This is a genomic window from Mesorhizobium sp. M1396 (assembly GCF_040317725.1).
Lineage (GTDB): Bacteria > Pseudomonadota > Alphaproteobacteria > Rhizobiales > Rhizobiaceae > Mesorhizobium.
This window is the reverse complement of record NZ_JAMYLA010000003.1, coordinates 71,424-93,486: the sequence shown is the minus strand read 5'-3', so window position 1 is coordinate 93,486 and position 22,063 is coordinate 71,424. Positions and strand designations below refer to the sequence as shown.

General features: G+C 62.0%; 22 protein-coding genes, 1 tRNA gene and 1 pseudogene. 14 read left to right on the top strand and 10 right to left on the bottom strand.

Going from position 1 to position 22,063, the window contains the following annotated elements; translation table 11 throughout:
* Nucleotides 1-4: 4 nt before the first annotated feature.
* The 3 genes from pcsA to NKH02_RS03020 are packed head-to-tail and all read right to left on the bottom strand — an operon-like array spanning nucleotide 5 to nucleotide 2,345.
* Nucleotides 5-823: a phosphatidylcholine synthase gene (gene pcsA, locus NKH02_RS03030; protein ID WP_352876254.1), complete on the bottom strand. Its 819-nt coding sequence runs from the start codon at nucleotides 821-823 to the stop codon at nucleotides 5-7.
* On the bottom strand, nucleotides 820-1,434 hold the full coding sequence (locus NKH02_RS03025) for a DUF1326 domain-containing protein (RefSeq protein WP_352876252.1): 615 nt from the start codon (nucleotides 1,432-1,434) through the stop codon (nucleotides 820-822). The genes pcsA and NKH02_RS03025 overlap by 4 nt, the downstream gene beginning before the upstream one ends.
* Nucleotides 1,435-1,448: 14 nt before the next feature.
* On the bottom strand, nucleotides 1,449-2,345 hold the full coding sequence (locus NKH02_RS03020; protein ID WP_352876249.1) for a DUF2182 domain-containing protein: 897 nt from the start codon (nucleotides 2,343-2,345) through the stop codon (nucleotides 1,449-1,451).
* Nucleotides 2,346-2,456: 111 nt separating this feature from the next.
* Here NKH02_RS03020 and NKH02_RS03015 point away from each other — a divergent pair, with 111 nt between their 5' ends.
* The gene (locus tag NKH02_RS03015; RefSeq protein WP_352876411.1) at nucleotides 2,457-3,665 is read left to right on the top strand and encodes a UbiH/UbiF family hydroxylase; all 1,209 of its coding nucleotides are present in this window, start codon (nucleotides 2,457-2,459) and stop codon (nucleotides 3,663-3,665) included.
* Between the two features lie 163 nt (nucleotides 3,666-3,828).
* A complete protein-coding gene (gene hspQ / locus NKH02_RS03010) occupies nucleotides 3,829-4,152 on the top strand; it encodes a heat shock protein HspQ (RefSeq protein ID WP_056587784.1) in 324 nt (107 codons plus the stop codon).
* Between the two features lie 83 nt (nucleotides 4,153-4,235).
* Here hspQ and NKH02_RS03005 read toward each other — a convergent pair whose 3' ends face one another.
* The gene (locus NKH02_RS03005) at nucleotides 4,236-4,865 is read right to left on the bottom strand and encodes an invasion associated locus B family protein (protein WP_352868532.1); all 630 of its coding nucleotides are present in this window, start codon (nucleotides 4,863-4,865) and stop codon (nucleotides 4,236-4,238) included.
* Between the two features lie 232 nt (nucleotides 4,866-5,097).
* On the opposite strand from NKH02_RS03005, the gene NKH02_RS03000 reads away from it, so the two are divergent.
* Together NKH02_RS03000 and NKH02_RS02995 are read left to right on the top strand one after the other, a co-directional pair.
* Nucleotides 5,098-6,918 carry an extracellular solute-binding protein gene (locus NKH02_RS03000; RefSeq protein WP_352876247.1) on the top strand — a complete coding sequence of 607 codons (1,821 nt, stop codon included), beginning with the start codon at nucleotides 5,098-5,100 and terminating at the stop codon, nucleotides 6,916-6,918.
* Between the two features lie 17 nt (nucleotides 6,919-6,935).
* Nucleotides 6,936-7,619 carry a DsbA family oxidoreductase gene (locus tag NKH02_RS02995; protein WP_352876244.1) on the top strand — a complete coding sequence of 228 codons (684 nt, stop codon included), beginning with the start codon at nucleotides 6,936-6,938 and terminating at the stop codon, nucleotides 7,617-7,619.
* Nucleotides 7,620-7,656: 37 nt separating this feature from the next.
* On the opposite strand, the gene NKH02_RS02990 is transcribed toward NKH02_RS02995, so the two are convergent.
* Complete coding sequence (locus NKH02_RS02990; RefSeq protein ID WP_352876241.1) at nucleotides 7,657-8,103, bottom strand: hypothetical protein; 447 nt, start codon at nucleotides 8,101-8,103, stop codon at nucleotides 7,657-7,659.
* A gap of 598 nt (nucleotides 8,104-8,701) precedes the next feature.
* Here NKH02_RS02990 and NKH02_RS02985 point away from each other — a divergent pair.
* Nucleotides 8,702-10,588, top strand: a complete 1,887-nt coding sequence (locus tag NKH02_RS02985; RefSeq protein ID WP_352868541.1) for an ABC transporter ATP-binding protein/permease — start codon at nucleotides 8,702-8,704, stop codon at nucleotides 10,586-10,588.
* A gap of 53 nt (nucleotides 10,589-10,641) precedes the next feature.
* Nucleotides 10,642-10,863 (top strand): annotated as a pseudogene (locus tag NKH02_RS02980) (magnesium transporter); the annotation flags it as partial.
* A 240-nt stretch (nucleotides 10,864-11,103) separates the two neighbouring features.
* On the opposite strand, the gene gor reads toward NKH02_RS02980, so the two are convergent.
* The 3 genes from gor to rpiA form a co-directional block, all read right to left on the bottom strand.
* The gene (gene gor / locus NKH02_RS02975) at nucleotides 11,104-12,495 is read right to left on the bottom strand and encodes a glutathione-disulfide reductase (RefSeq protein WP_352868543.1); all 1,392 of its coding nucleotides are present in this window, start codon (nucleotides 12,493-12,495) and stop codon (nucleotides 11,104-11,106) included.
* Nucleotides 12,496-12,609: 114 nt separating this feature from the next.
* Entirely contained in the window at nucleotides 12,610-13,173 is a 564-nt protein-coding gene (locus NKH02_RS02970; protein WP_352868545.1) for a DUF2059 domain-containing protein, read from the bottom strand.
* Nucleotides 13,160-13,891 (bottom strand): ribose-5-phosphate isomerase RpiA, encoded by a 732-nt coding sequence (gene rpiA / locus NKH02_RS02965; protein ID WP_352876239.1) that lies wholly within the window; start codon nucleotides 13,889-13,891, stop codon nucleotides 13,160-13,162. The genes NKH02_RS02970 and rpiA overlap by 14 nt, the downstream gene beginning before the upstream one ends.
* A gap of 385 nt (nucleotides 13,892-14,276) precedes the next feature.
* Between rpiA and NKH02_RS02960 the strand changes: the two genes are divergently transcribed.
* Both NKH02_RS02960 and NKH02_RS02955 read left to right on the top strand, forming a co-directional pair.
* Nucleotides 14,277-14,960 (top strand): phosphoglycolate phosphatase, encoded by a 684-nt coding sequence (locus NKH02_RS02960; RefSeq protein WP_352876236.1) that lies wholly within the window; start codon nucleotides 14,277-14,279, stop codon nucleotides 14,958-14,960.
* A gap of 370 nt (nucleotides 14,961-15,330) precedes the next feature.
* Nucleotides 15,331-15,405, top strand: a tRNA-Val gene (locus tag NKH02_RS02955).
* A 272-nt stretch (nucleotides 15,406-15,677) separates the two neighbouring features.
* Here the strand turns inward: NKH02_RS02955 and NKH02_RS02950 are convergent.
* Nucleotides 15,678-16,031 (bottom strand): hypothetical protein, encoded by a 354-nt coding sequence (locus tag NKH02_RS02950; RefSeq protein WP_352876234.1) that lies wholly within the window; start codon nucleotides 16,029-16,031, stop codon nucleotides 15,678-15,680.
* A gap of 357 nt (nucleotides 16,032-16,388) precedes the next feature.
* On the opposite strand from NKH02_RS02950, the gene NKH02_RS02945 reads away from it, so the two are divergent.
* From NKH02_RS02945 to NKH02_RS02920, 6 genes are all read left to right on the top strand, one after another.
* Nucleotides 16,389-16,682, top strand: a complete 294-nt coding sequence (locus NKH02_RS02945) for a type II toxin-antitoxin system RelE/ParE family toxin (RefSeq protein ID WP_352442436.1) — start codon at nucleotides 16,389-16,391, stop codon at nucleotides 16,680-16,682.
* Nucleotides 16,679-17,287 carry an addiction module antidote protein gene (locus NKH02_RS02940; protein ID WP_352876232.1) on the top strand — a complete coding sequence of 203 codons (609 nt, stop codon included), beginning with the start codon at nucleotides 16,679-16,681 and terminating at the stop codon, nucleotides 17,285-17,287. The genes NKH02_RS02945 and NKH02_RS02940 overlap by 4 nt, the downstream gene beginning before the upstream one ends.
* Nucleotides 17,288-17,573: 286 nt before the next feature.
* Nucleotides 17,574-17,807, top strand: a complete 234-nt coding sequence (locus NKH02_RS02935; RefSeq protein ID WP_352873050.1) for a GcrA family cell cycle regulator — start codon at nucleotides 17,574-17,576, stop codon at nucleotides 17,805-17,807.
* A 124-nt stretch (nucleotides 17,808-17,931) separates the two neighbouring features.
* Complete coding sequence (locus NKH02_RS02930) at nucleotides 17,932-18,189, top strand: PepSY domain-containing protein (RefSeq protein ID WP_352873051.1); 258 nt, start codon at nucleotides 17,932-17,934, stop codon at nucleotides 18,187-18,189.
* Nucleotides 18,190-18,522: 333 nt separating this feature from the next.
* Nucleotides 18,523-19,469 (top strand): IS630 family transposase gene (locus NKH02_RS02925; RefSeq protein ID WP_352876229.1). Its coding sequence is split into 2 segments (ribosomal slippage): nucleotides 18,523-18,861 and nucleotides 18,864-19,469, totalling 945 coding nucleotides; the frame shifts between segments, so codons are not numbered across the junction.
* A gap of 31 nt (nucleotides 19,470-19,500) precedes the next feature.
* Nucleotides 19,501-19,983, top strand: a complete 483-nt coding sequence (locus NKH02_RS02920; protein ID WP_352876227.1) for a hypothetical protein — start codon at nucleotides 19,501-19,503, stop codon at nucleotides 19,981-19,983.
* A 63-nt stretch (nucleotides 19,984-20,046) separates the two neighbouring features.
* Here the strand turns inward: NKH02_RS02920 and NKH02_RS02915 are convergent, their stop codons facing one another.
* Nucleotides 20,047-21,927 carry a L,D-transpeptidase family protein gene (locus tag NKH02_RS02915; protein ID WP_352876224.1) on the bottom strand — a complete coding sequence of 627 codons (1,881 nt, stop codon included), beginning with the start codon at nucleotides 21,925-21,927 and terminating at the stop codon, nucleotides 20,047-20,049.
* Nucleotides 21,928-22,063 lie beyond the last annotated feature (136 nt).

The window sequence follows — 22,063 nt, the reverse complement described above, 5'->3', positions numbered from 1 at the left end:
CTGATCAGGTCTTCTTGGCACCGAGATTGGGAAAGAACTGCATGATGCCACCAATGCTAGCGAGGTAAAGCCCCGTGATGGTGATGCCGATCTTGGTGAAGGTGCTGACTTGTTCTCCCAGCACGCCGATCTGATCGTAGAAGGCGGCGAGTGCCGCCTGTGCAAGGGCAAGTGCGCCAAAAGCGCACCACAAAAGGGTCATCGCAAGATTGATACGCCGCAACCGCACCACCCGCACCGGATGGATGAAGTTGATCGGGACGAATGTCAGAATGCCGGCCACCACCACCACAGCGAACGAAACCCATTGTCCGGGCTCGATCACGAACAGCGTGAACACCACCATGTTCCAGACCACGGGGAATCCCTTGAAGAAATTCTCCTTCGTCTTCATGCCGGTGTCGGCATAATAGATGGCGCTGGAGACGACGATGATCGCCGCCGACAGGAATGACAGGCCCTCGCCCATGAAGCCGCGCTGGTAAAGCGCGAAGGCGGGGATCAGGACGTAGGTTACGTAGTCGATGATGTTGTCGAGCAGTTCGCCCGACCATGTCGGCAGGATCTCCTTCACCTCGAGCTTTCGCGCGATCGGCCCATCGATGCCGTCGACGAACAGCGCCAGCCCGAGCCACCAGAACATCGCCGTCCAGCGCTGTTCGCTTGCCGCCACCAGCGACAGGAAGGCCAGGAACGAGCCCGACGCGGTCAGCAGATGGACGGAGAACGCCCTCGCCTGCGGCCAGGTGACTTTCTTCTTCGGCCGCGGAATCCGGTCCGTGATCTTTTTGGCGGCTTTCCGGGCGGTTGTGTTCTTGCTCACGGGCCCCGCCAATCCAGTTTGCAGATCTCGGCCGAACGGCCGGCAAAATTCCAGTTGCGGCCGAAAGCCCGCATCTTGCTCTTGTCTGACCTGGCGACGATGATCTCGGGCGCGATCCAGTATTCCGAATTGCTGATCACCGTATCCTTATCACGATCCTTGCCGGGGATGGGTGTCACCGCCCCGTCGATGATCTTGGGTATCTGGAAGATACGTGTCCTGTCACGCGTCTCATAGGTGATCGGCACTTGCTCGACGCCGAGGAATTTGCCGACGAGGATTGAGAGCAGCGATGTGGTTCCGCCTGCCTTGCCGGTGAAGATCTTCGTCAGCGCCTTGGCCGCGTAGACCGAGGCTCGCTTGTCGACGAACAGCCCGGCGGTCCAGTTGCCGCGGCTCATGTACCCGGGGATTTCCATGATCAGCCCGAGATTGAGGCCGGACAGATCGACGTCGCCGAAATGGCCGGCGTCGATGCGGAACCCAGCCCAGGTCTGGCAATAGCCTTCGGTCGGCGGATGATTGCCGAGCGACAGCACGCAAGGACAAAAAACCGTGCAATTGCAGGAGAGTACGAGCTCTCCTTTCATTGCCCAGCTCTGATCTGCCATCGATTTTCCCCCACTCATAGCGAGACTACTAGCAGCGCGGCTGCCCAGACAAGCAGTATCGCACCGGCCAGCCGGGTTGGAACCCTGCTCGCCGTTTGTTTTTCGATCAGGGTGAACAGCCCGATCAACGCCATCCAGAAGATGTTCATGACGCCGACGGCGAACATCACCATCATCAGCGCCCAGCAGCAGCCGAGGCACCACAGGCCTTGCGCGACCCCAAGCCGGAAGATGCGGACCGGCCTTGCGCTCCAGTTCGCGAAAAGGATCGAAAACGGGTTCTTGCACTTTGTCAGACAGGCTTCCTTCAAGCCGCTGAACTGGTAGAGGCCGGCAATCAGAAGCGCCAGCGCGCCGGCAATGCCGACGACCGGGTCGAGCATCCCACCGGGCGAGCCGAATGCGTGGGCGGCCAAGGTCATTGCGGCAAACGTCACCGAGGCGCCGAGCCAGACGCTGAGGTAGCCGGCGACCAGCACCAGCGGATGGACGGCCGGCTCGCCCTTGATGCGCGCCGTATCGGCGATCTCGCAGTAAGTGCGGATCATCGGCGCGGCTGAAGGCAGCATCGTCGCGATCGCCATCAGGAACCACATCGAAACGAGCGCACCGGCCTGCAGTCCGAGGCTTGCGTCCAGCGGCGCCGGCGACAGGCAGAGCGTGAAGAACCGTTCCAGGAGATCGGGCAGCGGCGGTTGCGGCAGCTTGCGCAGGATCGCGTCGCCGGGAGTACTGACGCCTGCGGTCCGCCCTTCGGCGGCACGGATTGCCATCGCGGCAAGGGATAGCCAGGCAAGCAGGATACAAGCGCCGACGACGACGTTTACCGTCAGGCGAGGATTGCGCGCGATGGTGGCCATGGCGCGGCCGGCGCGATCGAGATGGCTGAAGTCGTCCTGCTGGCCGGTCATGTCACCCGAATGGGCCGAATCGCCGCGTTGATCAAGCGGCGTGATCTGCCCTATATGCTCATCGACGGGACGGCCGAGTGGCCGCCTCGCATTGCAAACCGGAAGCCGATCTTGGAGCATGAGCAAACCGCGCGGATACTGGTTGCTGGCACGGGGCCGGCAGGACTGATCGCGGCGCTCGGTTTTGCCGCTGCCGGTTTCCCGGTGACGCTGGTCGGGCCGGAGGCCTCTGCCCCCGATGGCCGCACGACGGCCCTGATGAACCCTGCCTTGAAAGTGCTTGAGCGGCTGGGCGTGCTCGATGGCATCAAGCCCGAGGCGGCGCCGCTGAAAGTCATGCGCATCGTCGACGCAACCAGCCGGTTGATCCGCAGTCCGGTCGTCACCTTCCGCGCCAGCGAGATCGACGAGGACCAGTTCGGCCTGAACCTGCCCAACAGTGTCCTCAATCCGGCACTCGCCAACGCCGTTGCCATGCGTGACGGCATCGAATGGCGACGGTCCATGGTGGCGAACTGGCATCTTGATGCCCAGCACGCCCGAGCCGTCCTGGCCGACGGCAGCACGGTGGACGCATCGCTGGCGGTCGCAGCAGACGGACGCTTGTCGCCGGCGCGCCAGGCCGCCGGCATCTCGACCTCGGCTCGCTCCTATCCGCAGGCAGCCCTTGTCCTCAATTTCCGCCACAGCCGCGACCACGCCTTCACCTCGACGGAATTCCACACCGAGACCGGTCCGTTCACGCAGGTCCCGCTGCCCGGCGATCGCTCGAGTCTGGTCTGGGTGGTGAAACCCGAGACAGCGACCGAACTCGCGGCTTTGGACGATGCAACGCTTTCGATGCGGATCGAACAGCAGATGCAGTCGATGCTGGGCCGGGTGACGGTCGAGCCGGGCCGGCAGATCTACCCGCTTTCGGCTGTGACGCCGCTGCGTTTTGCGCGAAACCGGATGGCGTTGGTCGGCGAAGCCGCCCACGTGTTTCCCCCGATCGGCGCGCAAGGCCTCAATCTCGGCATCAGGGATGTCGACGATCTGATTGGAATCGCTTGTGAAAATCGTAACGATCCGGGAGCCGCCAAGGCCTTGGCAGCTTACGATTTCAAGCGCCGGCCCGATATTGTGGCGCGCAGCAGCGCGGTCAATCTGCTCAACATGTCGCTGCTTTCCGACATGCTGCCGGCCCAGATGGCCCGTGTGGCCGGGCTCGGCGTGCTCGGTGGCTTCGCGCCGCTTCGTGCTTTTTTCATGCGTGAAGGACTTCGTCCCGGCAGCGGCATCGCGGCGCTGGCCGGCGGCCTGCGAAGGCCGGCGCGCTGACAGCTTCCGACAATCCGCGTTATCGACGGTCATCGACTTCGCCGCATGCGGCAAACCCTTTGCGTCGCGTCCTGCGTAGCTTCGGGGCGCGCTCAAACGCTTCGGGATTGAATTGAGGCGCGGTCTGCGCCAAATAAAGCCAAGGAATTCAGTGGTGAGTACGATGAAAACAGCCAAATTCGCAATCGGACAGGTGGTTCGCCACCGGCTGTTTCCATTCAGGGGGATTATTTTCGACGTCGATCCGCAATTCGCCAACACCGACGAATGGTACGAAGCCATCCCCGCCGACGTGCGGCCGCGCAAGGATCAGCCGTTCTACCATCTGCTCGCCGAGAATTCGGAGACCGAGTACATCGCCTATGTCTCCGAGCAGAATCTGCTCGAGGATCAGTCGGGGGAGCCGGTCCGGCATCCGCAGATCAAGGAGATGTTCGACAAAAAGCCGGATGGGGGCTACCAGCCGAAACGGCAGTCCAGGCACTGACCGATCGAGCGACGGTCACAAAAAAAGCGGGGCATGACCCTGGGCATGACCCCGCTTTTTGTTGATCCGACGATATCGGCCGATCAGTTGGCGGTCTTCGCCTTATCCTGCTCTTCCTTGAGCTTCTTGGCGAAATCCTGGTTGTTCTTGGCGACGAAATCCTGAAGCTTCTTCTGCCGGTCCTCGATATCCGACTGCTGCAGCGCCGGGCCGTCATAGGCGCCGCTGAAGCCCTGCAGGGCGATCTTGATCGGATTGGGCTGATTCTGGAAATTGACCGAGGTGAGCGTGATCGCCTGGCCTTTCTTGAACGCGGCGACGAGCTGATCGGTCAGCGGCACTTCCGCCACGCAACGATCCGGAAAGCAGATGACATAGTCGAGCTTCTGCGCCTTGCCGGTATCGATCTGCAGGCCGATGCCGGGAGGCACCAGACGACCGGTCGGGACCGTCACCTGGAACACCTTGCGGTTTATCTTGCCCTTCAGCTCGATCAGGCTGACGCCGGTGACCAGCTGGCCGTTGCCGGCGGTGGTGATGTTCTGGACATTGCAGATGTCGACGTCTTCCTGCTTGGTGCAGGCCTTGAACCAGCCTTGCGGAATCTGCTGTTGCTGCTGTGCGGAAGCAGCGGGAAGTCCTGCGCCCAGAAAGCCGATCACGCCAGCGGCCATGACCGACAGGCGGTACGCGTTGCTGTTCAGGCTCGTCATGTCGTGCACTTCCTCTCAAATGATCCCGGGACCGGCTTCTTCGTGCCGTGTGGTCCAGCTACCTGTTGCCGAAATGAGGCAACAGAATGACTTCGGAGGGCGTGTTACACTGCAAGCGGTGTCGAATCCAGCCCGATGTCAGCAATTGTTGAAAGCACGATTGGCCGGCGCGCAGCGACGTCATGCTAGGGTGCGCACCGAATCATCAAGCCGACCCATTAAGGAGACGGTCATGGGCCGCGTTCTTGTTTGGCTGATCACAGCGACATCGTTTCTCGCACTTTCGCATCAGCCGGCCGCATCCGAGCCGAAGCACGCGATCGCCATGCAGGGCGAACCGGCGCTGCCGCCCGACTACACGCATTTCAACTACGTCAATCCCGACGCGCCGAAGGGTGGCTCGATCACGTATTGTGTCGTCGGCAGTTTTGACAATCTCAACCCTTTCATCCTCAAAAGCCTGCGCACGACGGCGCGCGGCATGATGGACACGATCTTCGGCAATCTGGTCTTCGAGCCGTTGATGCAGCGCAATGCCGACGAGGCTTTCACGCTCTACGGGCTGCTGGCCGATAGCGCCGACATGGACCAGGAGCGCAAAAGTATCGAGTTCCACCTCAACCCGAAGGCCAAATGGTCCGATGGTGAGCCGGTGACGCCCGAGGACGTGCTGTTCAGCTATGACGTCTTTACGGAGAAAGGCCGACCGCCCTACAGCGACCGCATGGCCAGGGTCGCAAAGCTCGAAAAGACCGGCGACCACGGCGTCCGTTTCACCTTCAACGACAAGGCCGATCGCGAATTCCCGCTGATCATCGCGCTGACGCCGATCATCCCGAAGCACGCCTTCGACAAGGAAACCTTCGACAAGACGACGCTGAAGCCAGTGATCGGCAGTGGTCCCTATACGATCGCGCAGGTACAGCCCGGCCAGCGCATCGTCTTCAAGCGCAACCGGGATTATTGGGGCAAGGATGTCCCGGCCAAGCGCGGTTTCGACAATTACGACCAGATCACCATAGAGTATTTCCTCAACGCCAACGCCAAGCTCGAAGCGTTCAAGAAAGGGCTTTGCGCCATCGACGACGATGGCGATCCGGTAAAGCGCGAGCGCGATCTCGATTTTCCCGCGTTCCACAAGGGCGACGTGGTCGCCGAAACCTTCGACACCGGCATTCCGCCCGTGGTGACCGGTTTCCTGTTCAACACGAGGCTGCGGAAATTCGCCAACCCGGTCGTGCGGCGCGCGCTCGGCATGCTCTACGACTTCGAATGGGCCAACAAGAACCTGTTCGGCGGCAAATACACGCGCACGATGAGTTACTGGCAGAATTCGGAGCTTTCCGCGCTCGGCCATCCGGCCGACGACAGGGAGAAGGCGCTTCTGGCGCCCTACCCCGGCCGCGTGCCGGCCGATGTCATGGACGGCTCTTACCGCCCACCGGTGACCGACGGATCCGGCCAGGACCGCCGGGTGCTTAAGGCGGCCTTCGGTCTCTTGAAAAGCGCCGGTTATCACGTTCAGGACGGGACAATGCTCGATGCCGACGGAAAACCTTTCGGTTTCGAGATCCTGACCGCCTCGCAGGACGAGGAGCGCCTTGCCGGCATCTACCAGCGCACGCTGGAGAAGATTGGCATCAATGTCACCATTCGCAGCCTCGATGGCGATCAGATCCAGTCGCGCAAACAGCGCTTCGATTTCGAGGTCCTGGTCGGATCGAGCGGCTTCAACAACTCGCTGTCGCCCGGCATCGAACAGACCGGGCGTTGGAGCTCGGCCGCTGCCAGGACGGAAGGCTCCTTCAATCTTGCCGGCGTCGCCGATCCGGCGGTGGACGCGACAATCGAGGCGATGCTGCGCGCCCGCTCGAAGGAGGATTATGTCGCCGCCGTTCGCGTTCTCGACCGGCTCCTGATCTCCGGCAACTACATGGTGCCGATGCAGCACAACACGCAGCAATGGATCGCCTACTGGAACTACCTGGAACATCCGCGAAAGACGCCCATATTTGGGTATCAACTGCCGACCTGGTGGCGCAAGCCGAACTGAAAAGTCAGGAGAACGAGATGAGCGAACCGAACGCCATCACCGTCGATGTGGTGTCCGACGTCGTCTGCCCATGGTGCTTCATCGGTCAGAAGCGGCTCGACAAGGCAGTCGCCGCCGTCGGCGGCGATGTCGACGTGAATATTCGCTGGCGGCCGTTCCAGCTCGATCCGACCATTCCGCCGCAAGGCAAGGATCGCCACGAATACATGCTGGCCAAATTCGGCAGCGACGACCGTATCCGCGACATTCATGCCCGCATCGAGCCGCTCGGCGAAGCCGAAGGCATCTCCTTCGCCTTCGACGCCATCAAGGTGGCGCCGAACACATTGGATGCGCACCGCCTGATCCGCTGGGCCGGTGCCGCCGGCGAGGCTGTGCAGAACAGGCTTGTACGCCGGCTGTTCCAGCTGAATTTCGAGGAAGGCGCCAACATCGGCGACCATGCCGTGTTGACCGAAGCCGCGCGTGAGGCTGGCATGGACGCGTCCGTTGTTGCCGCGCTTTTGCCAACCGAGGCCGATGTCGAGGCGGTTCGCACGGAGATCGCCACCGCGTCGCGCATGGGCATATCTGGCGTGCCGTGTTTTCTGCTCGAAGACAAATACGCGGTCATGGGCGCGCAGGATGCCGATACCCTGGCCGATGCCATTCGTCAGGTGGCGGCTGCCAAGGCGCGTGGCGAATTGGAAAAGGTCGGCTGAGGCGCGCCGCCCTCTCCTTTCCCGACAAGAGCAAGTCTTACTTCACCGTCACCTTGGCCTTGCTGATAAAAAAGCCATGGCCGTTCGTGGCCGTGCAGGTCAGTCCCTTGGCTGACGATTGGCACGAGAACGGCCCCGCGCTCCAGCTGTTGCCGTAGCCAAGCTTGGTGACAACGCCGCAGCAACCCTGCTCGCCCGGGTTCTTGATCAGCGTGGCCGGCCCGTGCGGACCGAGGATGATGGTGACATAGCTCGGCTCGACTCGCGAGCAGCTCAGTTCCGGGCCGCCATCCTGCGGCTGATAGGTGCTGGTGCCGCCTTTCGCCGTGTAGATGCAGCCGATGTTGCCGGACGGCGTGTTGAACTCGATCTGGCCTTCGGCGCTTGCCGGGATGCTCTGCGAGGCGGCATGAGCCAAAGGTAGCCAGGCAAAAAGAGGCAGCCAGGCCAAGAGGGACAGGATTGCGGCCGCGCGTGCAAGCATTGGAACTTCCTTGTCGGAGAACGGGGCATGCATGAGTGTCGACAATGCCCGGCAAGGTTCAATCCCGAACGGAGGAATTGTCAAACGCAGGTCCAGCTGACTCGACAAGACGGATCGCGCCTCTCAGACGATTCCGGTCACTTCCTGCCTCCGGCAGGGACGATGACCGCATGCCCGGCGAGATCACCAGCGGCAAATTTTCGGGTGCTCGGGTCAGCCCGCGGTGAGAAAATCGATCGCTCCGTATGATTTCGAGTTCACAAAACCGTGTGAATGGCTTCCCTAGGGGAAGCTGCGCCAATGGCATGACTCTGTAGATCAAGCATTTGAAATTAATAACGATATCCTGATTTTTGCCGGCCGGTGCCGCCATATTTCCGCATGTAATCTGTTGCCTCATGGCAACGGCTGGCGAGGCAATCTGGTCGGCCGGGTTTTAAATTAATGGAAAATGATCAATTGGTGTTACCATCCGTAACAAAAGAAAAAAGGTTTGGGCGGGATCGTGATTCGGGTCGGTAGACCATCGCAAGAGTCAGTACCGGAAAAAACACCTCGCGATGCCGCAGGGCAATCGCTTCTGACGCCGGTATCGTCGATGCGCAGCTTCTGGGGCCTGATGCGGGCCTACTGGGTCTCGGACCGCTGGAAGGAAGCCTGGACCCTGACGCTGGTGATCGCGCTGCTCACGGCGCTGTCCAGCAAGGCCGGTGTCTGGTTTGCAGAAGCCTCCGGCGAGCTGGTCAACTCGATCGCCTTCTTCCACGACGCCGCCAACACCACGCCGCTTCGCTCGCTGCTGGTCAATGCCGGCATCCTGGTGTTGCTGGTCGTGCTCAAGGATGCGGGTTTCACCGGCATACGCAGCCTCGTCTCAGCGACGTTGCATCGCAAATGGCGCGGCTGGCTGGACAGCCGCTTCAACGAAGCGCTGCTCGACACCAATCATACGCATTTCCACGCCCAGCATGGTTCGTCCGGCAATGCCGCTCCCGACAACATCGATCAGCGCGTCCAGGAATCGATCAAGGACATGACCGGCGGCGCCATTGGCCTTGCCATGGGCGTCCTGGGTGTTGCCACATCGCTTTATTTCGTCGGCCAGAAATTGCTTGAAAACTCGGCGGAGGTGAAAGGGCTGGAATTCCTCGGCAGCTACGGCAGCGCGGTTCTGGCCTTCCTGGCGGTCGCCACCTACGTGCCGCTTAACACTTGGATCGCGGTCAAACTGGGTCGTCTGCTGGAACGGCTCAATGTCAGGATGCAGCAATCCGAAGGCAGCTATCGTGGCGAGCTGACCACTTTCCTGCGTCGCAGCTTTCATGTCGCGGCCTCGCAAGGCGAGGATGTGCAGAAGACGATGCACAGTCGACTTTATGTCGACATCGACCGCACTTGGGCGCGGCTGAATATCGTCAACACAGGCTACAATTCGTTCGAGCTGATCTACAATTTCATTGGTGCCCGCATTGTCGCCTATGGACCTGGCCTGGTGCCGTTCATCCACAACGGTTTCGATCTCAAGGGCTACATAACCGGCTCCGAGCTGGTCAATTCGCTGATCAGTCAATGCTCCTGGTTCATCCACGTAATGCCGAACATCGCCACGTTGCGCGCCAACAGCCAGCGTGTCACCGAGCTGGCGAATGCGATCGAGAACGTCCAGCATCCGCAGGAGTTCTACAGCCAGACCGGTCGCTCCGACTTCAACTATGCCAGCCAGAACCCGGTGTTCGGCCTTACCATCCAGAAACTCGAACTGGCGCATCAGGGCGAGGATGCGACGCCCTTCCTCAGCGCCGCCAATTTGCGCTTCCGGCGCGGCGAATGGACGTTCCTGAAAGGCGAATCCGGTTGCGGCAAGACCTCGCTGATCAAGGCGATCAACGGCCTGTGGCCCTACGGCCGCGGCACCATCGTCTTCCCGGAAGGCGTCAAGAGTTTCTTTGCCGCCCAGGAGGTCAAGTTACAGCCGGTGTCGCTGAAACAGCTGGTCTGCCTGCCCGGCTCGGAGCACGACCATGGTGATGCGCAGGTCGCGTCGGCGCTGCACAAGGCCGGCCTTGGCGACTTTATCGAGCACATGACCGACGAAAGCCGCGAAGGCAAAAGCTGGGATCAGGTCCTGTCGGGCGGCCAGAAACAGAAGCTGGTGGTGGCCCGCATCGTGCTGCAGCAGCCGGGGCTGCTGTTCCTCGACGAAGCCACCGGCGCGCTCGACCCCGATGGCAAGGTTGCATTCCACCAGGCCATCAAGGACAACTGCCCCGATGTCACGGTGATCAGCGTCATGCACGAGGCGGTGGCGCCGCGGTCGATGACCGGCAGCGAATTCTATCACAGCATCGTCGCCATCGCCGACGGCGTCGCCACCAAGAAGCCGCTGGTTCCGACCCTGCCCGTCGAACTCACCACCATTCTCGCGCAGCCGAGGCCAGTCGAGGACAAATGGCTGCGTTTCTCGCGCCGGCTGAAGCAGAAGTAACGACGCTGCGACCCGCAGCCGGCCGTGATTTGCCGCTGCCGTCGATCACAGATGGCCCGCATTGGCCGCTGATCGCCACCATGGTCGGCACGGCACTGGTCGGTATCGTCACCTTCGGCTCGCTGTCGGGATCGATGCTGCCGTTCGCCTTGAAGCGCATCGGCTTCGATCCGGCCAGCGCATCGGCTCCGTTCGTCGCCACGCTGGTCGATGTCACCGGGCTGGTGATCTATTTCTCGGTGGCGCTGGTGATCCTGCGCGGCACGCTGCTGTAGCAGCCAGTGTTGGACAACGACAATCGCACAAGGATTGTTGCGGAGAGGACCCCCACCCTAACCCTCCCCACAAGGGGGAGGGAACGCTGCCGCGCTCTCTTGAAGCTGAGACGCAAGCGACATGCCAAGGATCGGCACCTACGGAAGTCTCCCTCCCCCTTGTGGGGAGGGTTAGGGGTGGGGGTATTCGTAGGGCGCCAGCATGGCGTTCCTAAATGCGACTGCTGCGGGTTTTGCCCGTCAATCCACCCGCTCGCCGTCCTTCACGCGATAGGTCGGCTTGTACATGGTGACCAGTTCTTCCGCCGCTGTCGGGTGCACCGCCATCGTGCGGTCGAAATCATCCTTGGTCAGGCCGGCCTTCAGCGGGATGGCGAGAAGCTGCGCCATCTCGCCGGCATCCGGCCCCAATATGTGGGCGCCGAGCACTTTCTTCGACGCGCCATCGACCACCAGCTTCATCAGCATCTTCTCGTCGCGTCCGGACAGCGTGTGCCGCATCGGCCGGAACGTGGCGCGGTAGATTTCGATGTCGGGGAAGCGTTTGACGGCATCGTCCTCCGACAGGCCGACGGTGCCGATCTCCGGCTGCGAAAAGACCGCCGTGGCGATCGTCTCATGGTCGGGCGCGGTCGGATTTCCCTTGAAGGCGGTCTCGATGAAACACATCGCCTCGTGGATCGCCACCGGCGTCAGTTGTACGCGGTTGGTGACGTCGCCGATCGCCCAGATGTTGTCGATGTTGGTGCGCGAGTATTTGTCTACGGCGATCGCGCCGGTCTTGGTCATCTCCATGCCGATGCCTTCCAGGCCCATATTCTCGGTGTTGGGGACGCGGCCGATGGCCAGCATCACCTGGTCGACCGTCAGCACCTTGCCGCTGATGAGAACTGCGTCGAGCCGGCCGTCCGGCCGCTTGCGCACCAATTCGGACACGGAATGGCAGAGGATTTTTATCCCCTTCTTTTCCATCGTCTCGTGCAGCATGCGCCGCAGGTCCATGTCGAAACGGCTGAGGATCTCCTTGCCGCGATAGACCAGCGTGGTGTCGACGCCGAGACCGTGGAAGATGTTGGCGAACTCGACGGCGATGTAGCCGCCGCCCTCGATCATGATCGCCTTGGGCAGCTCCTTGAGGTCGAAGGCCTCATTGGAAAAGATGCAATGTTCGTGGCCGGGCAGCGCCGGATGCGGCGCCGGTCGGCCGCCGGTCGCGATCAGGATCTGGTCGGCGGTGACGGTGCGATCCTCGCCGAGAAGATGCACAACATGCGGATCGACTATCATGGCGCGCGAGTGAAAGGCGTCACCGCCGGCGCCCTCGACGTTTCTCTGGTAGATCGCCTCCAGCCGGCTGATCTCGCGATCCTTGTTGGCGACCAGCGTCTGCCAGTCGAAACTGGCTTCCGGCACCGTCCAGCCATAGCCGGCCGCGTCGGCGAAATGCTCCGGAAATTGCGAGGCATAGACGTAGAGCTTTTTCGGCACGCAGCCCCTGATAACGCAGGTGCCGCCATAGCGGTATTCCTCGGCGATGCCGACGCGCTTGCCGAGTGCGGCCGCCACGCGCGCCGCCCGCACCCCGCCGGAGCCGCCGCCGATGACGAAAAGATCGTAGTCATAACCGGCCATGACGGCTCCTTGAGCTTCAGAAAATTGAGAGACAGGTAGGCTGCAAAGCGTCAAAAGAAAAGCCCGGACAAGCCGGGCTTCGGGATGGCCGCAAGGCCGTTTTGAAATGCGGGATCAGTTGTTGTCCGCGGGCGCGGCGCCATCCGCCGGGGCGGCTGGCGCTGCCGGTGCCTTTGCCTTGGCGGCGGCGGCCAGCGTTTCGCCGACCTGCTGCGCGAGATCGCGGCCGAGGCCGTTCTGCCAGATGTCGGCGGCCTTGACCAGGTCGCGGGTCACCGTCGGGCCGCTGTCGAGCAGCTTCTTGCCCGAATCGGAATTGTAGAAGGCGGCGATATCGGTCAGTTCCTTTTCGGAGAACACTTTTGCGTAGGCGAGCGCTGCTTCCTTCTCGAGGTCGGCGCGGCGCGAAGCCAGCGCCAGCGCCTTCTCGCTGATGGTCTTGCCGATCAGCTCCTGCATGTCCGGGTTCTTCTGGATGAGCTGCGACTCGAGCGCGGCTGCCGCCTGCGGCAGGATGTTGTCGAACGGGTCGGTCGCGTGGATCGCCGCCACCGCCGCGCGGGCGGCCTTCAGGTGCGATTCCGTGACATCCTGGGAAAACGCCGGCGAAGAGAAGGCGAAAACGGCGGCGGCGGCCAGAAGGACGGAAAGGCTGCGAACCCGGTTATGCAACGTCATGATCGGTAGAACTCCCTGGTTTTCGGGCGGCATGGACAGTTTCGATACCGTCGCCGCCGGCGATGATGGCCGCTGACGCCAGCCCGATGAAAAGACCGTGCTCGACCACGCCCGGAATGGCGTGGAGAGCATTCGAAAGCGCTCTTGTATCCGGAATGCGGCCAAAAGATGCATCGAGGATAAAATGGCCGCCGTCTGTAACAAAAGCCTGCCCCCCCGTCATCCTCAATGTGACCGGTCCGGAAAGGCCGAGCTTTTCAGCCGCCGCGCCAATCGCGATTTCGGTTGCGCGCAGCCCGAACGGGTTGACTTCGATCGGCAGGGGAAAACGGCCGAGCGTGGCGACCATCTTCGACCGGTCCGCGATGACGATCATGCGCTGGGACGCCGCGGCGACGATCTTCTCGCGCAGCAGTGCACCACCGCCACCCTTGATCAGTGTCAGCTCCGGGTCGACCTCGTCGGCGCCATCGATGGTGAGATCGAGCTCGGGCGTTTCCTCCAGCGTCGACAGCGGCACGCCGAGTTCGCGGCAGAGCAACGCGGTGCGCTCCGAAGTCGGCACGCCGATGACGGTCATGCCGGTGGCGACCTTGTCGGCAAGCAGCCGCACGAACTCTTCGGCCGTGGTGCCGGTGCCGATGCCGAGCCGCATGCCGTCCGTGACATGGGCAAGTGCCGCCCGTGCGGCTTCGACCTTCAATTGCCTTGCATCCATGCCGCTTGCTGCCCCGAAACCTGACGTTTCGGGCTCGTAGCATCTTTGCCGGTCTGGTCAAAGCCCCTGGCCGCTGCGTCCCCCGGTGACGCGCGGCATCCCATCGATGTTGTGAATGCGCGGCCAACGGGCGACGCACGGGTGACACGCAATAGGAATTATTTCCTCTGTCTCGTTGACCCGGTGACGGCAGGCGTGCTACATATTTGCCCATGGTGCTGATTTGCGCCGACAACCCGCCGCCGTGGCGGGTTTTCCATTTCTGGCGCGCCTCGTATGCCCAGCCCGATGGGGCTGCCTGAACGAGCTGGCCCGGGTGACCTTGCCTTGACGCGCCGCAGCCGCTATCGCCTGCCCATTGCACAAACTTGGCCCAGGACAGACCATGACCCGCCCGATCATCGTGTTCGACCTCGACGGTACGCTGATCGATACGGCGCCGGACCTGCTCGACAGCCTGAACCACAGCCTTGCCGCCAGCGATATCGCGGCGGTCGACGAAGCCGGCTTCAGGCGCTTTGTCGGTCACGGCGGCCGGGTGATGATCGAACGCGCTCATGCTGCCCATCAGCGATCGCTTGCTGTCGAGGAGCACGACCGGCTGCTGAAACTCTTCCTCGACCACTACACGATCAACATCCCCGGCAAGTCGCGCCCCTATCCCGGTGTCGTCGAGGCGATCGCGCGCTTCGAGAACGCCGGCTATCTCCTGGCCATCTGCACCAACAAATACGAGGCCAACTCGCTGGCGCTGATCGAGGCGCTCGGCCTGACCAGGCATTTCGCGGCGATCGCCGGACAGGACACGTTCGCCTTCCGCAAGCCCGACCCGCGTCATTTGATCGAGACCATCAAGCTCGCCGGCGGCGACCCGCATCGCGCGCTGATGGTCGGCGATTCGCAAACCGATATCGACACCGCAAAAGCAGCCGGCATTCCGGTGGTGGCGGTCGATTTCGGCTACACCGACCGCCATGTGCGCGAATTCGAGCCCTCGGCGGTGATCTCGCATTTCGACGCGCTGACGCTTGATCTGGCGCAGAGGCTGATTGCCGCCGCCGGACAGTGAGGGGGGAAGCGGCCAAGGCAATCGCAAAGGGGCAAAGGCGTGCGCCCTACGAATACCCCCACCCCTAACCCCTCCCCACAAGGGGGAGGGAGATCCCGTCGGCGCTGATCTCAGCAAAATTGCCGACGTTTTGACCGCAAAGATGAAGAGCGCGCGGCAGCTTCCCTCCCCCTTGTGGGGAGGGTTAGGGCGGGGGTCCTTCTTCGCAAGAATCCATACGCAATTGCCCTCGGGGAAGCGACCGGCGTCGTGTCGGAGACAGGGCCGAGGGGGCCATAAATCGATCCTCACCGGAATGCCCGACACTCGCCTTGACTTCCCGCACCTGCCTCCCTTATATCGCGGCTCGCTTGGCCTTTAGGCAACGAGCGGGCGATTAGCTCAGCGGGAGAGCACACCCTTCACACGGGTGGGGTCGCAGGTTCAATCCCTGCATCGCCCACCAAAATCCGTACGGCAGTCGATTTGCGGCCGCAGTGAACGCTGCCTCATTGATCAGGTTATCTTCCTCAAATACCGCTCTAATTCAGATTTGGGGATTAACGTGCGGGCCCCCGGATTTGCTCGCACGCAGTTTGCCTTCGCCAAACAATGTTCATCAGTTTGGCCCAGGCCTTCCGATCAAGATATCGATAACATAACGGCGTGCCCGACCCGCTTGTCGCCATGGTGACAAAGTCGGCGATGTCTGGTTGGAGATGCGCGGTCGAGCCGCGATCAGCGCTTCATCGAGTGCAGGATGGCCTGCATGTGCTCTTCCAGGTCGAGTTCACCCCGAGCCTCGGCGGTCAACAGGTAATCGGCCTTGGCCCGGCGGTCGCCTCGGCTGATCGCAGGATAGGAGCAGATGGCCAGCAATGCTTCCTGTTCGATCCGGTCTGCCCTCTTGCGTTCGTGGCTGCTACTGCCCGCTTGATGAACAACCCTGAGAAGCCCGACATAGGTGGCTTCATGGGCTCCGATCAGCGCCCGCAATTCGGGTGAGACACCTTCCCCTTCAGCAAACGACGGTTCAATGACCGAGGCCACGGCGGTGAACGCAAGAAGTGTACGGCGGGTGACTTCGGGCATGCCTCATATCCCTGCTGTCTGATCATGCAGGCACACCATAGCACCGGCGCAACGGTTCGGAGAGATGCTCTGGGACGCGACCACACTGTCTGCTGACAAAAGTTGTATCCGCTCCCGCGGCTCGCCCTCCTAGAACTGGCCGGTTGAGGGCCCTGAAAGCCAACGGTCGCGCACGGATGCGGGACCCCACATGACGGCCCCCAAGGGCCAACCGATAACCCGGGGGCACCCGCCGGACTCTTCAACCGCCGTCTGCGGTGCCGGCGCAGTGGCTGCGGCTAAGCAAGGCACTTGCAGGTAACCCTTGCGCGTTTTCTAGCGTGCCTATATTGTGGCCTATAGGCGACAGGGCAATGAATGGAAATCCGCCAGACCAAGGTCTATGCCAAATGGTATGGTGACTTGCCAAATGCCGCGCGCGGTCGCATCGACGCCCGCATTTTTCGTGTCCAGCATACCGGCCATTTTGGCGATGCGAAGCCGGTGGGCGAGAGCGTTAGTGAAATGCGCGTCGATCACGGGCCAGGCTATCGCATCTACTTCGCCTGCCACGGCGATGCTGTGGTGCTGTTGCTGTGCGGTGGCGACAAGGGCAGTCAAAGGCGCGATATCGCAAGGGCGAAGAAACTCGCGCAGGAGTATTTTGAATGACAGTTGAAACGACAGCTTGGGATGTCAGCAAGAACCTCGATAACGAGGAAACCATTGCGCATTTCCTCGACGAGATTTTCGCCGATGGCGATCCCGCGCTGATGGCGGCGGCACTCGGCGAGATCGCCCGTGCGCGCGGTATGACGCAGATCGCCAAGGCTGCCGGGCTATCCCGCGAAAGCCTCTACCGGGCACTCGACAGCAAGGGCCGTCCCGAATTTGCGACTGTTATCAAGGTGGTTCACGCGATGGGTCTGCGCTTGAGCATCGAGGCCGTCGAGCCGCCTGCATCGGAGACCGGATCACGCTGGTCGACTGCGGACTCCGCTTCTGTGCGTTCCAAGGTTTACCACAAGCGGGACGTGGCGGGTGCCGCCGCAAAAAAACATACTGCCGCCAAAGCAATGCCGCGTGCTTTTGCCAACCCGGCAAGGCCTGTGGCCGCCTCTGTTCTCACTGCCCGCGCTGCGAAGCCTGCCATTGCAAAGGCTCCAGCCGCCAAAGCAGCGACGAAGTTGAAAGCTCCGAAAGCTGCCGCCAAAGCGGCGACGAAGCTCGGCGCGGCCAGAAGCGGCAGCCGACCAATCGCGAAGCGCAAGGCCTGAAGGGGGGCCCCACAAGCCACCCCTCACCCCGCCTGCCAATTAACCCGGGGGCGGAGCGATCTGTGGACGACAACATCGCCCGCCGGATGCCTTCGTGCACCCCAGCGGCAAGTGTGGCCTTAAGTCGCAACAATTGGCTTCCGAAAGCAGGGCCACGGGCTTCATTCACGCTGCGACCAACACCATATGGTGATCCACAGCCCTCCAAAACGAGAGAAGCTCGCCCTGACGCGGTCGCACCGCGGCCGTCAGCGGGCAATGGCTATGAACTAGGAACCTGAAAATCATGCCTGAAAATATCAGACCAACTTCGAGAGACGTCCCACTCATTCAACTGGGCGTCTATCAGTGCCGCTTCCCGGTGAGCGAAGACCGGTCAGTACCCGGCGGTTATCGTTTTTGTGCTGGGCCAACTTCGCCGGATCGCGTCTATTGCGATCACCACCACGGCATCGTGACCGCCGTCGACCCTCGTCGAACCCGTTCAGGTCTCCACCCCGCTCAACGACGCGCCGCGTAAGTTAGGCGGGCGGCAGCCCCTCGAACAGGTACCAAGCCGGTCGGCTGAGATGGCCCGGCATGCCACCCGCGGAACAAACCGGCATGGCAGCGAGTTTCTGTCCCAGGAAAGTTGAGGGAAAACCATGTCCAGATTGCTCCTGGCGACCAGCGTCGCCGTTCTTCTCGCCGGCGGGCCGGCCTTTGCCGCGGACGATGCTCCGCTGCCGCCGTCCAATGCCAAGAAACTGTCTGACATTCTCGCCAAGGTCGAGAAGCGCGACGGCTTTCTCTATGTGAAGGAGGTCGACTGGGATAGCGGCGCCTACACCGTCACCTACTACACGTCGGACAAGGCCAAGGTTGAGATCAATTATGATCCCGTGACGGGCGAGCCAAAATAAGGGTCGTCGTCGGAGGCCGTTCGGACGCGAATCATTGGCCACTCCCAGCCGTTGCCATCGGTCTTTCCGGGCGCTGGCGCCGCCCCTCACCTGCCTGCCGGCATCCTCTCCCCGTATAGCGACGGGGAGAGGGACGCTCGCCGCCGATTTCGCCAATCGTCAGCGCTGTAGAAAGGCTCCGGCGCCGCGGCCATCCTCTTTCCCTTGCGCCAGTCTAGCTTTGATGGCTGACTGTCGTGCTAGAGCGGAATGAATTGAGGCTGAATCGGCGGGGATTCCCTTGGGCTTGCAAATCTGATTCAACCTGCTGGCTGGGTCAGGAGGCCAGTATGGATGGGCAAGCCTTATTCGATGGATCTTCGCGAACGGGTTGTTGCGTCAGTTGAGCAGGGTGGCCTGTCGCGGCGGCAGGCGGCAGTACGCTTTGAGGTTGGGATCAGCACCGTCATCAGATGGGTAAGCCGCTTGCGCGAGACGAGCAGTCTTGCGCCCGGCAAGATGGGTGGGCACAGACCGAAGAAGATTGCCGGAGAGCATCGGGAGTGGCTGCTGCTGCGCTGCCGGGCCGCGGACTTCACGCTGCGCGGTCTTGTGGCCGAACTTGGCGATCGCGGCCTGAAGGTCGATTACCGCTCGGTGTGGGAGTTCGTCCACGCCGAGAAGCTCAGTCACAAAAAAAGACGCTGATCGCGGCCGAGCAGGATCGCCCGGATGTGGCACGCCGGCGGGCACAATGGGCAAAGTATCAGGATCGCATCGATGCTTCTCGTCTGGTGTTCATCGACGAGACCTGGACCAAAACCAACATGGCGCCGCTCAGGGGATGGGCGCCGCGCGGCGAGAGGATCAAAGCCAAGGTGCCGCATGGCCATTGGAAGACCATGACCTTCCTAGCGGCGCTGCGCCACGACCGTGTCGAAGCACCATGGCTGATCGACGGACCGATCAACGGCGAGCGCTTCCAGCTCTATGTCGATGAGGTTCTTGTCCCAACCCTCAAGCCCGGCGACATCGTCATCATGGACAATCTCGGCTCGCACAAGGGTAAGGCCGTGCGCCGCGCCATCCGCTCGGCCGGCGCCAGGCTGTTCTTGCTGCCCAAATACTCGCCCGACCTGAACCCCATCGAGAAGCTCTTCGCCAAGCTCAAGCATTGGCTGCGCAAGGCTGCAAGGCGAACAGTTGAGACCGTCTGTGACGCCATCGGCCAAATCCTCGGCACCGTCACTTCAACCGAATGCAGAAATTACTTCACAGAGGCCGGCTATGCCCCAACCTAAATTCATCCCGCTCTAGGCGCCGCATTGGGGGATGGGCATGGCGACCGCGAAACACGTGATGAAGCGCATATTGATGATGCTGGCCGGCTATTTCGTGTCGGTTCTGGTCGGCCTGATCGCCATCGCGGCGATCTATGCCGTGCTCAGTTCCTTGCCCAACTCGCCCGGCTATTTCGACTTCATGGGCGTCTCGCCGATCGCGGTCCTGCTGGTCCCGCCACTCGGCATGTTCGTCTATTTCCTGACGATTGTCGTGACCGCGCTGCAGACGCTGATCTTCGCGCTGATCGCCGAGTTCTTCTCGCTGCGCAATGTGCTGCTGCACATGCTCTTCGGCGCCGCCGCCGCGGTTGGCGGTTTCGCCCTGACCTGGCCGAGTGCGCCGGAGGACATGGACCCGGAGCGCTGGGTCGACATCGGCATCATCGCCGCCGCCGGCCTTGTCGCCGGGTTGCTCTATTGGTTGATCGCCGGGCGGGACGCCGGCTTCCGGCGGCCGCTGTCAGAGCGCTAATGCATGTCGCCCAAAAGTGGGCAGCGGTTTTGGGACAACGACATGCATAAAGAAATTTTTCATTCAACTCGTCGGTGAGCGCACTGCCTCAGTGACGTCCAGGGCCTGCTTCAGCCGCGAGTCGCGGTCGTAGACGTCGCCGAAATATTCGACCTTGCCGGACAGATCAGGCCAGGCGGTGAAATAGGCGACATAGACCGGAATCGTGCGTGTCACGTTCTCGGTCGCGTGGCCGTGCTTCAGCTTCTCGGCGATATAGTCGACCGAGGTACCGAGCACCGCCGCCGCCATGCCGCGTGGATCCTGCAGCCGCACGCAGCCATGGCTGAGCGCGCGCATGTCACGCTCAAAGAAGGATTTCTGCGGCGTGTCGTGCATGTAGATCGCGTGCTTGTTGGGGAACAGGATCTTCAGTTCGCCCAGCGCATTGGCCTCGCTCGGCTGCTGGCGCACGCTGTAGGGGATGTTCGAGCCATAGGCGCCCCAGTCGACCGCCGACGAAGGAATACGCTTGCCGCGCGAATCCGTCACCTCGTAGCCGGCCCGGTCGAGATAGCCGGGATCGTTGCGCAGCCTGGGCAGCATTTCGTTGACGATGATCGACTGCGGCACGCCCCAATAGGGATGGAAATCGACCTGCTTGATCTGGTCGTAGAAGAAGGCGGTCTGGTTGGTGGTCCGGCCGACGACGACACGCGTCTTCAGCTTTTCCTCGCCATTGTCGATATAGCTCGCGGTGAAGGCCGGTTGGTTGATGAAGACCCGCGGGCTGCCGAGATCGGAAGGCAGCCAGCGCAGTTCCTCCAGCGCCACTTCCACCTTCAGCAGCTTGTCGGCCTTGGAAGTTCCGGCCAGCGACGCAACGGTGCGCGGACCGATGACGCCATCGCCCTTCATGCCTGCCTTTTGCTGCACGGCCTTGATGATCGGAATGAGTTCCGGGTCGTAGACTTCGCTGGTCGCCAGCCTGGACAGGATCTCGCCATAGGCGCCGCCCATCTCGTCATCGAGATTGCGCGCGATCAAGGTCAGAAGCTTCGGCAGTTCGGGGCTGGTTTCGCCCGGCTTCAGCAACAGCTTGGGGTCGACGACGATTTCGTTTTCCGCACTTGCCTGCAGCGATTCCAGTTCGACGCGCAACGCCTGGTATTCCGCGTTCTGCGGATGCCGCGACTCGAGATAGGTGCGCACCTCCTGGGTATGCGCCAGCGTTTTCAGCACGCCTTGCAAGTCGAGCGGCTTGGCCGGGAAATCGTAGTAGCCTGTCATGCGGTTGGGCTCGACGCGGCCGTTCTGGGCGTCGTGGGCATAGCGCAGCACGCGCGCCGACAGCGCCATCTCGAAACGGACGAGTTCTTTCAGCTGCGCATTGGGGTCGGCCGTCGATGCACCGGCGGCGGGCACTTCGACCGTGTAGTCGGCGGGCGTGAGACCATAGCTTGAAGCCTCGCCAAGAACGCGCACCGCATCCTGAGCACGGCTGTTGAGGCTGGTTCCCGTCACCCAGATGAAATCCGGATTGGCCGAGTAGTAGGCGATCAGCGCCTTGGCGATGTCGGGCTCGGCATAGAGTTCGTAATCACCCAAGCCGGCAATGGCCTCACGAAACGCAGCAACGGTCACCGACGGCACGAAAGCCGCATCCTGCGGCACCGCCGGCTCTGGCGTCGCCGCCAGCGCCGAGAAGTCGACGCGAACCAGACGATCGGCCTTGTAGGTGTAATAGGACGGGCCGCTGATTCTCACGCTGCCACCGCCGCCCGGCGCTTTCGGCTTGTTCTTCGGTGGCGGGGGCGGAAACTCGCCTTGCGGCGCGTGCTTGACGCCGCCGCCGAAAAGCATGTCGAACAGCCCCTGCGCGCCTGCTTGCGGCGCACCGAAAGCGAGCGTTGCCGTGATCGCCATCAGCGGCATCACGGCCGCCTTGTTTCCGAGGAATTTCATGGATCACCCGCTCCCGGCCGCAGCCGGTTCCCGTTCCGCACGCTAGATCGTCCCGCTCACCGCATGGCGGATGTAAGGCGCGACTATACTGATTCATACCGATTTCGTTAAGCTTTCATAAATTTTGGAACGTCTG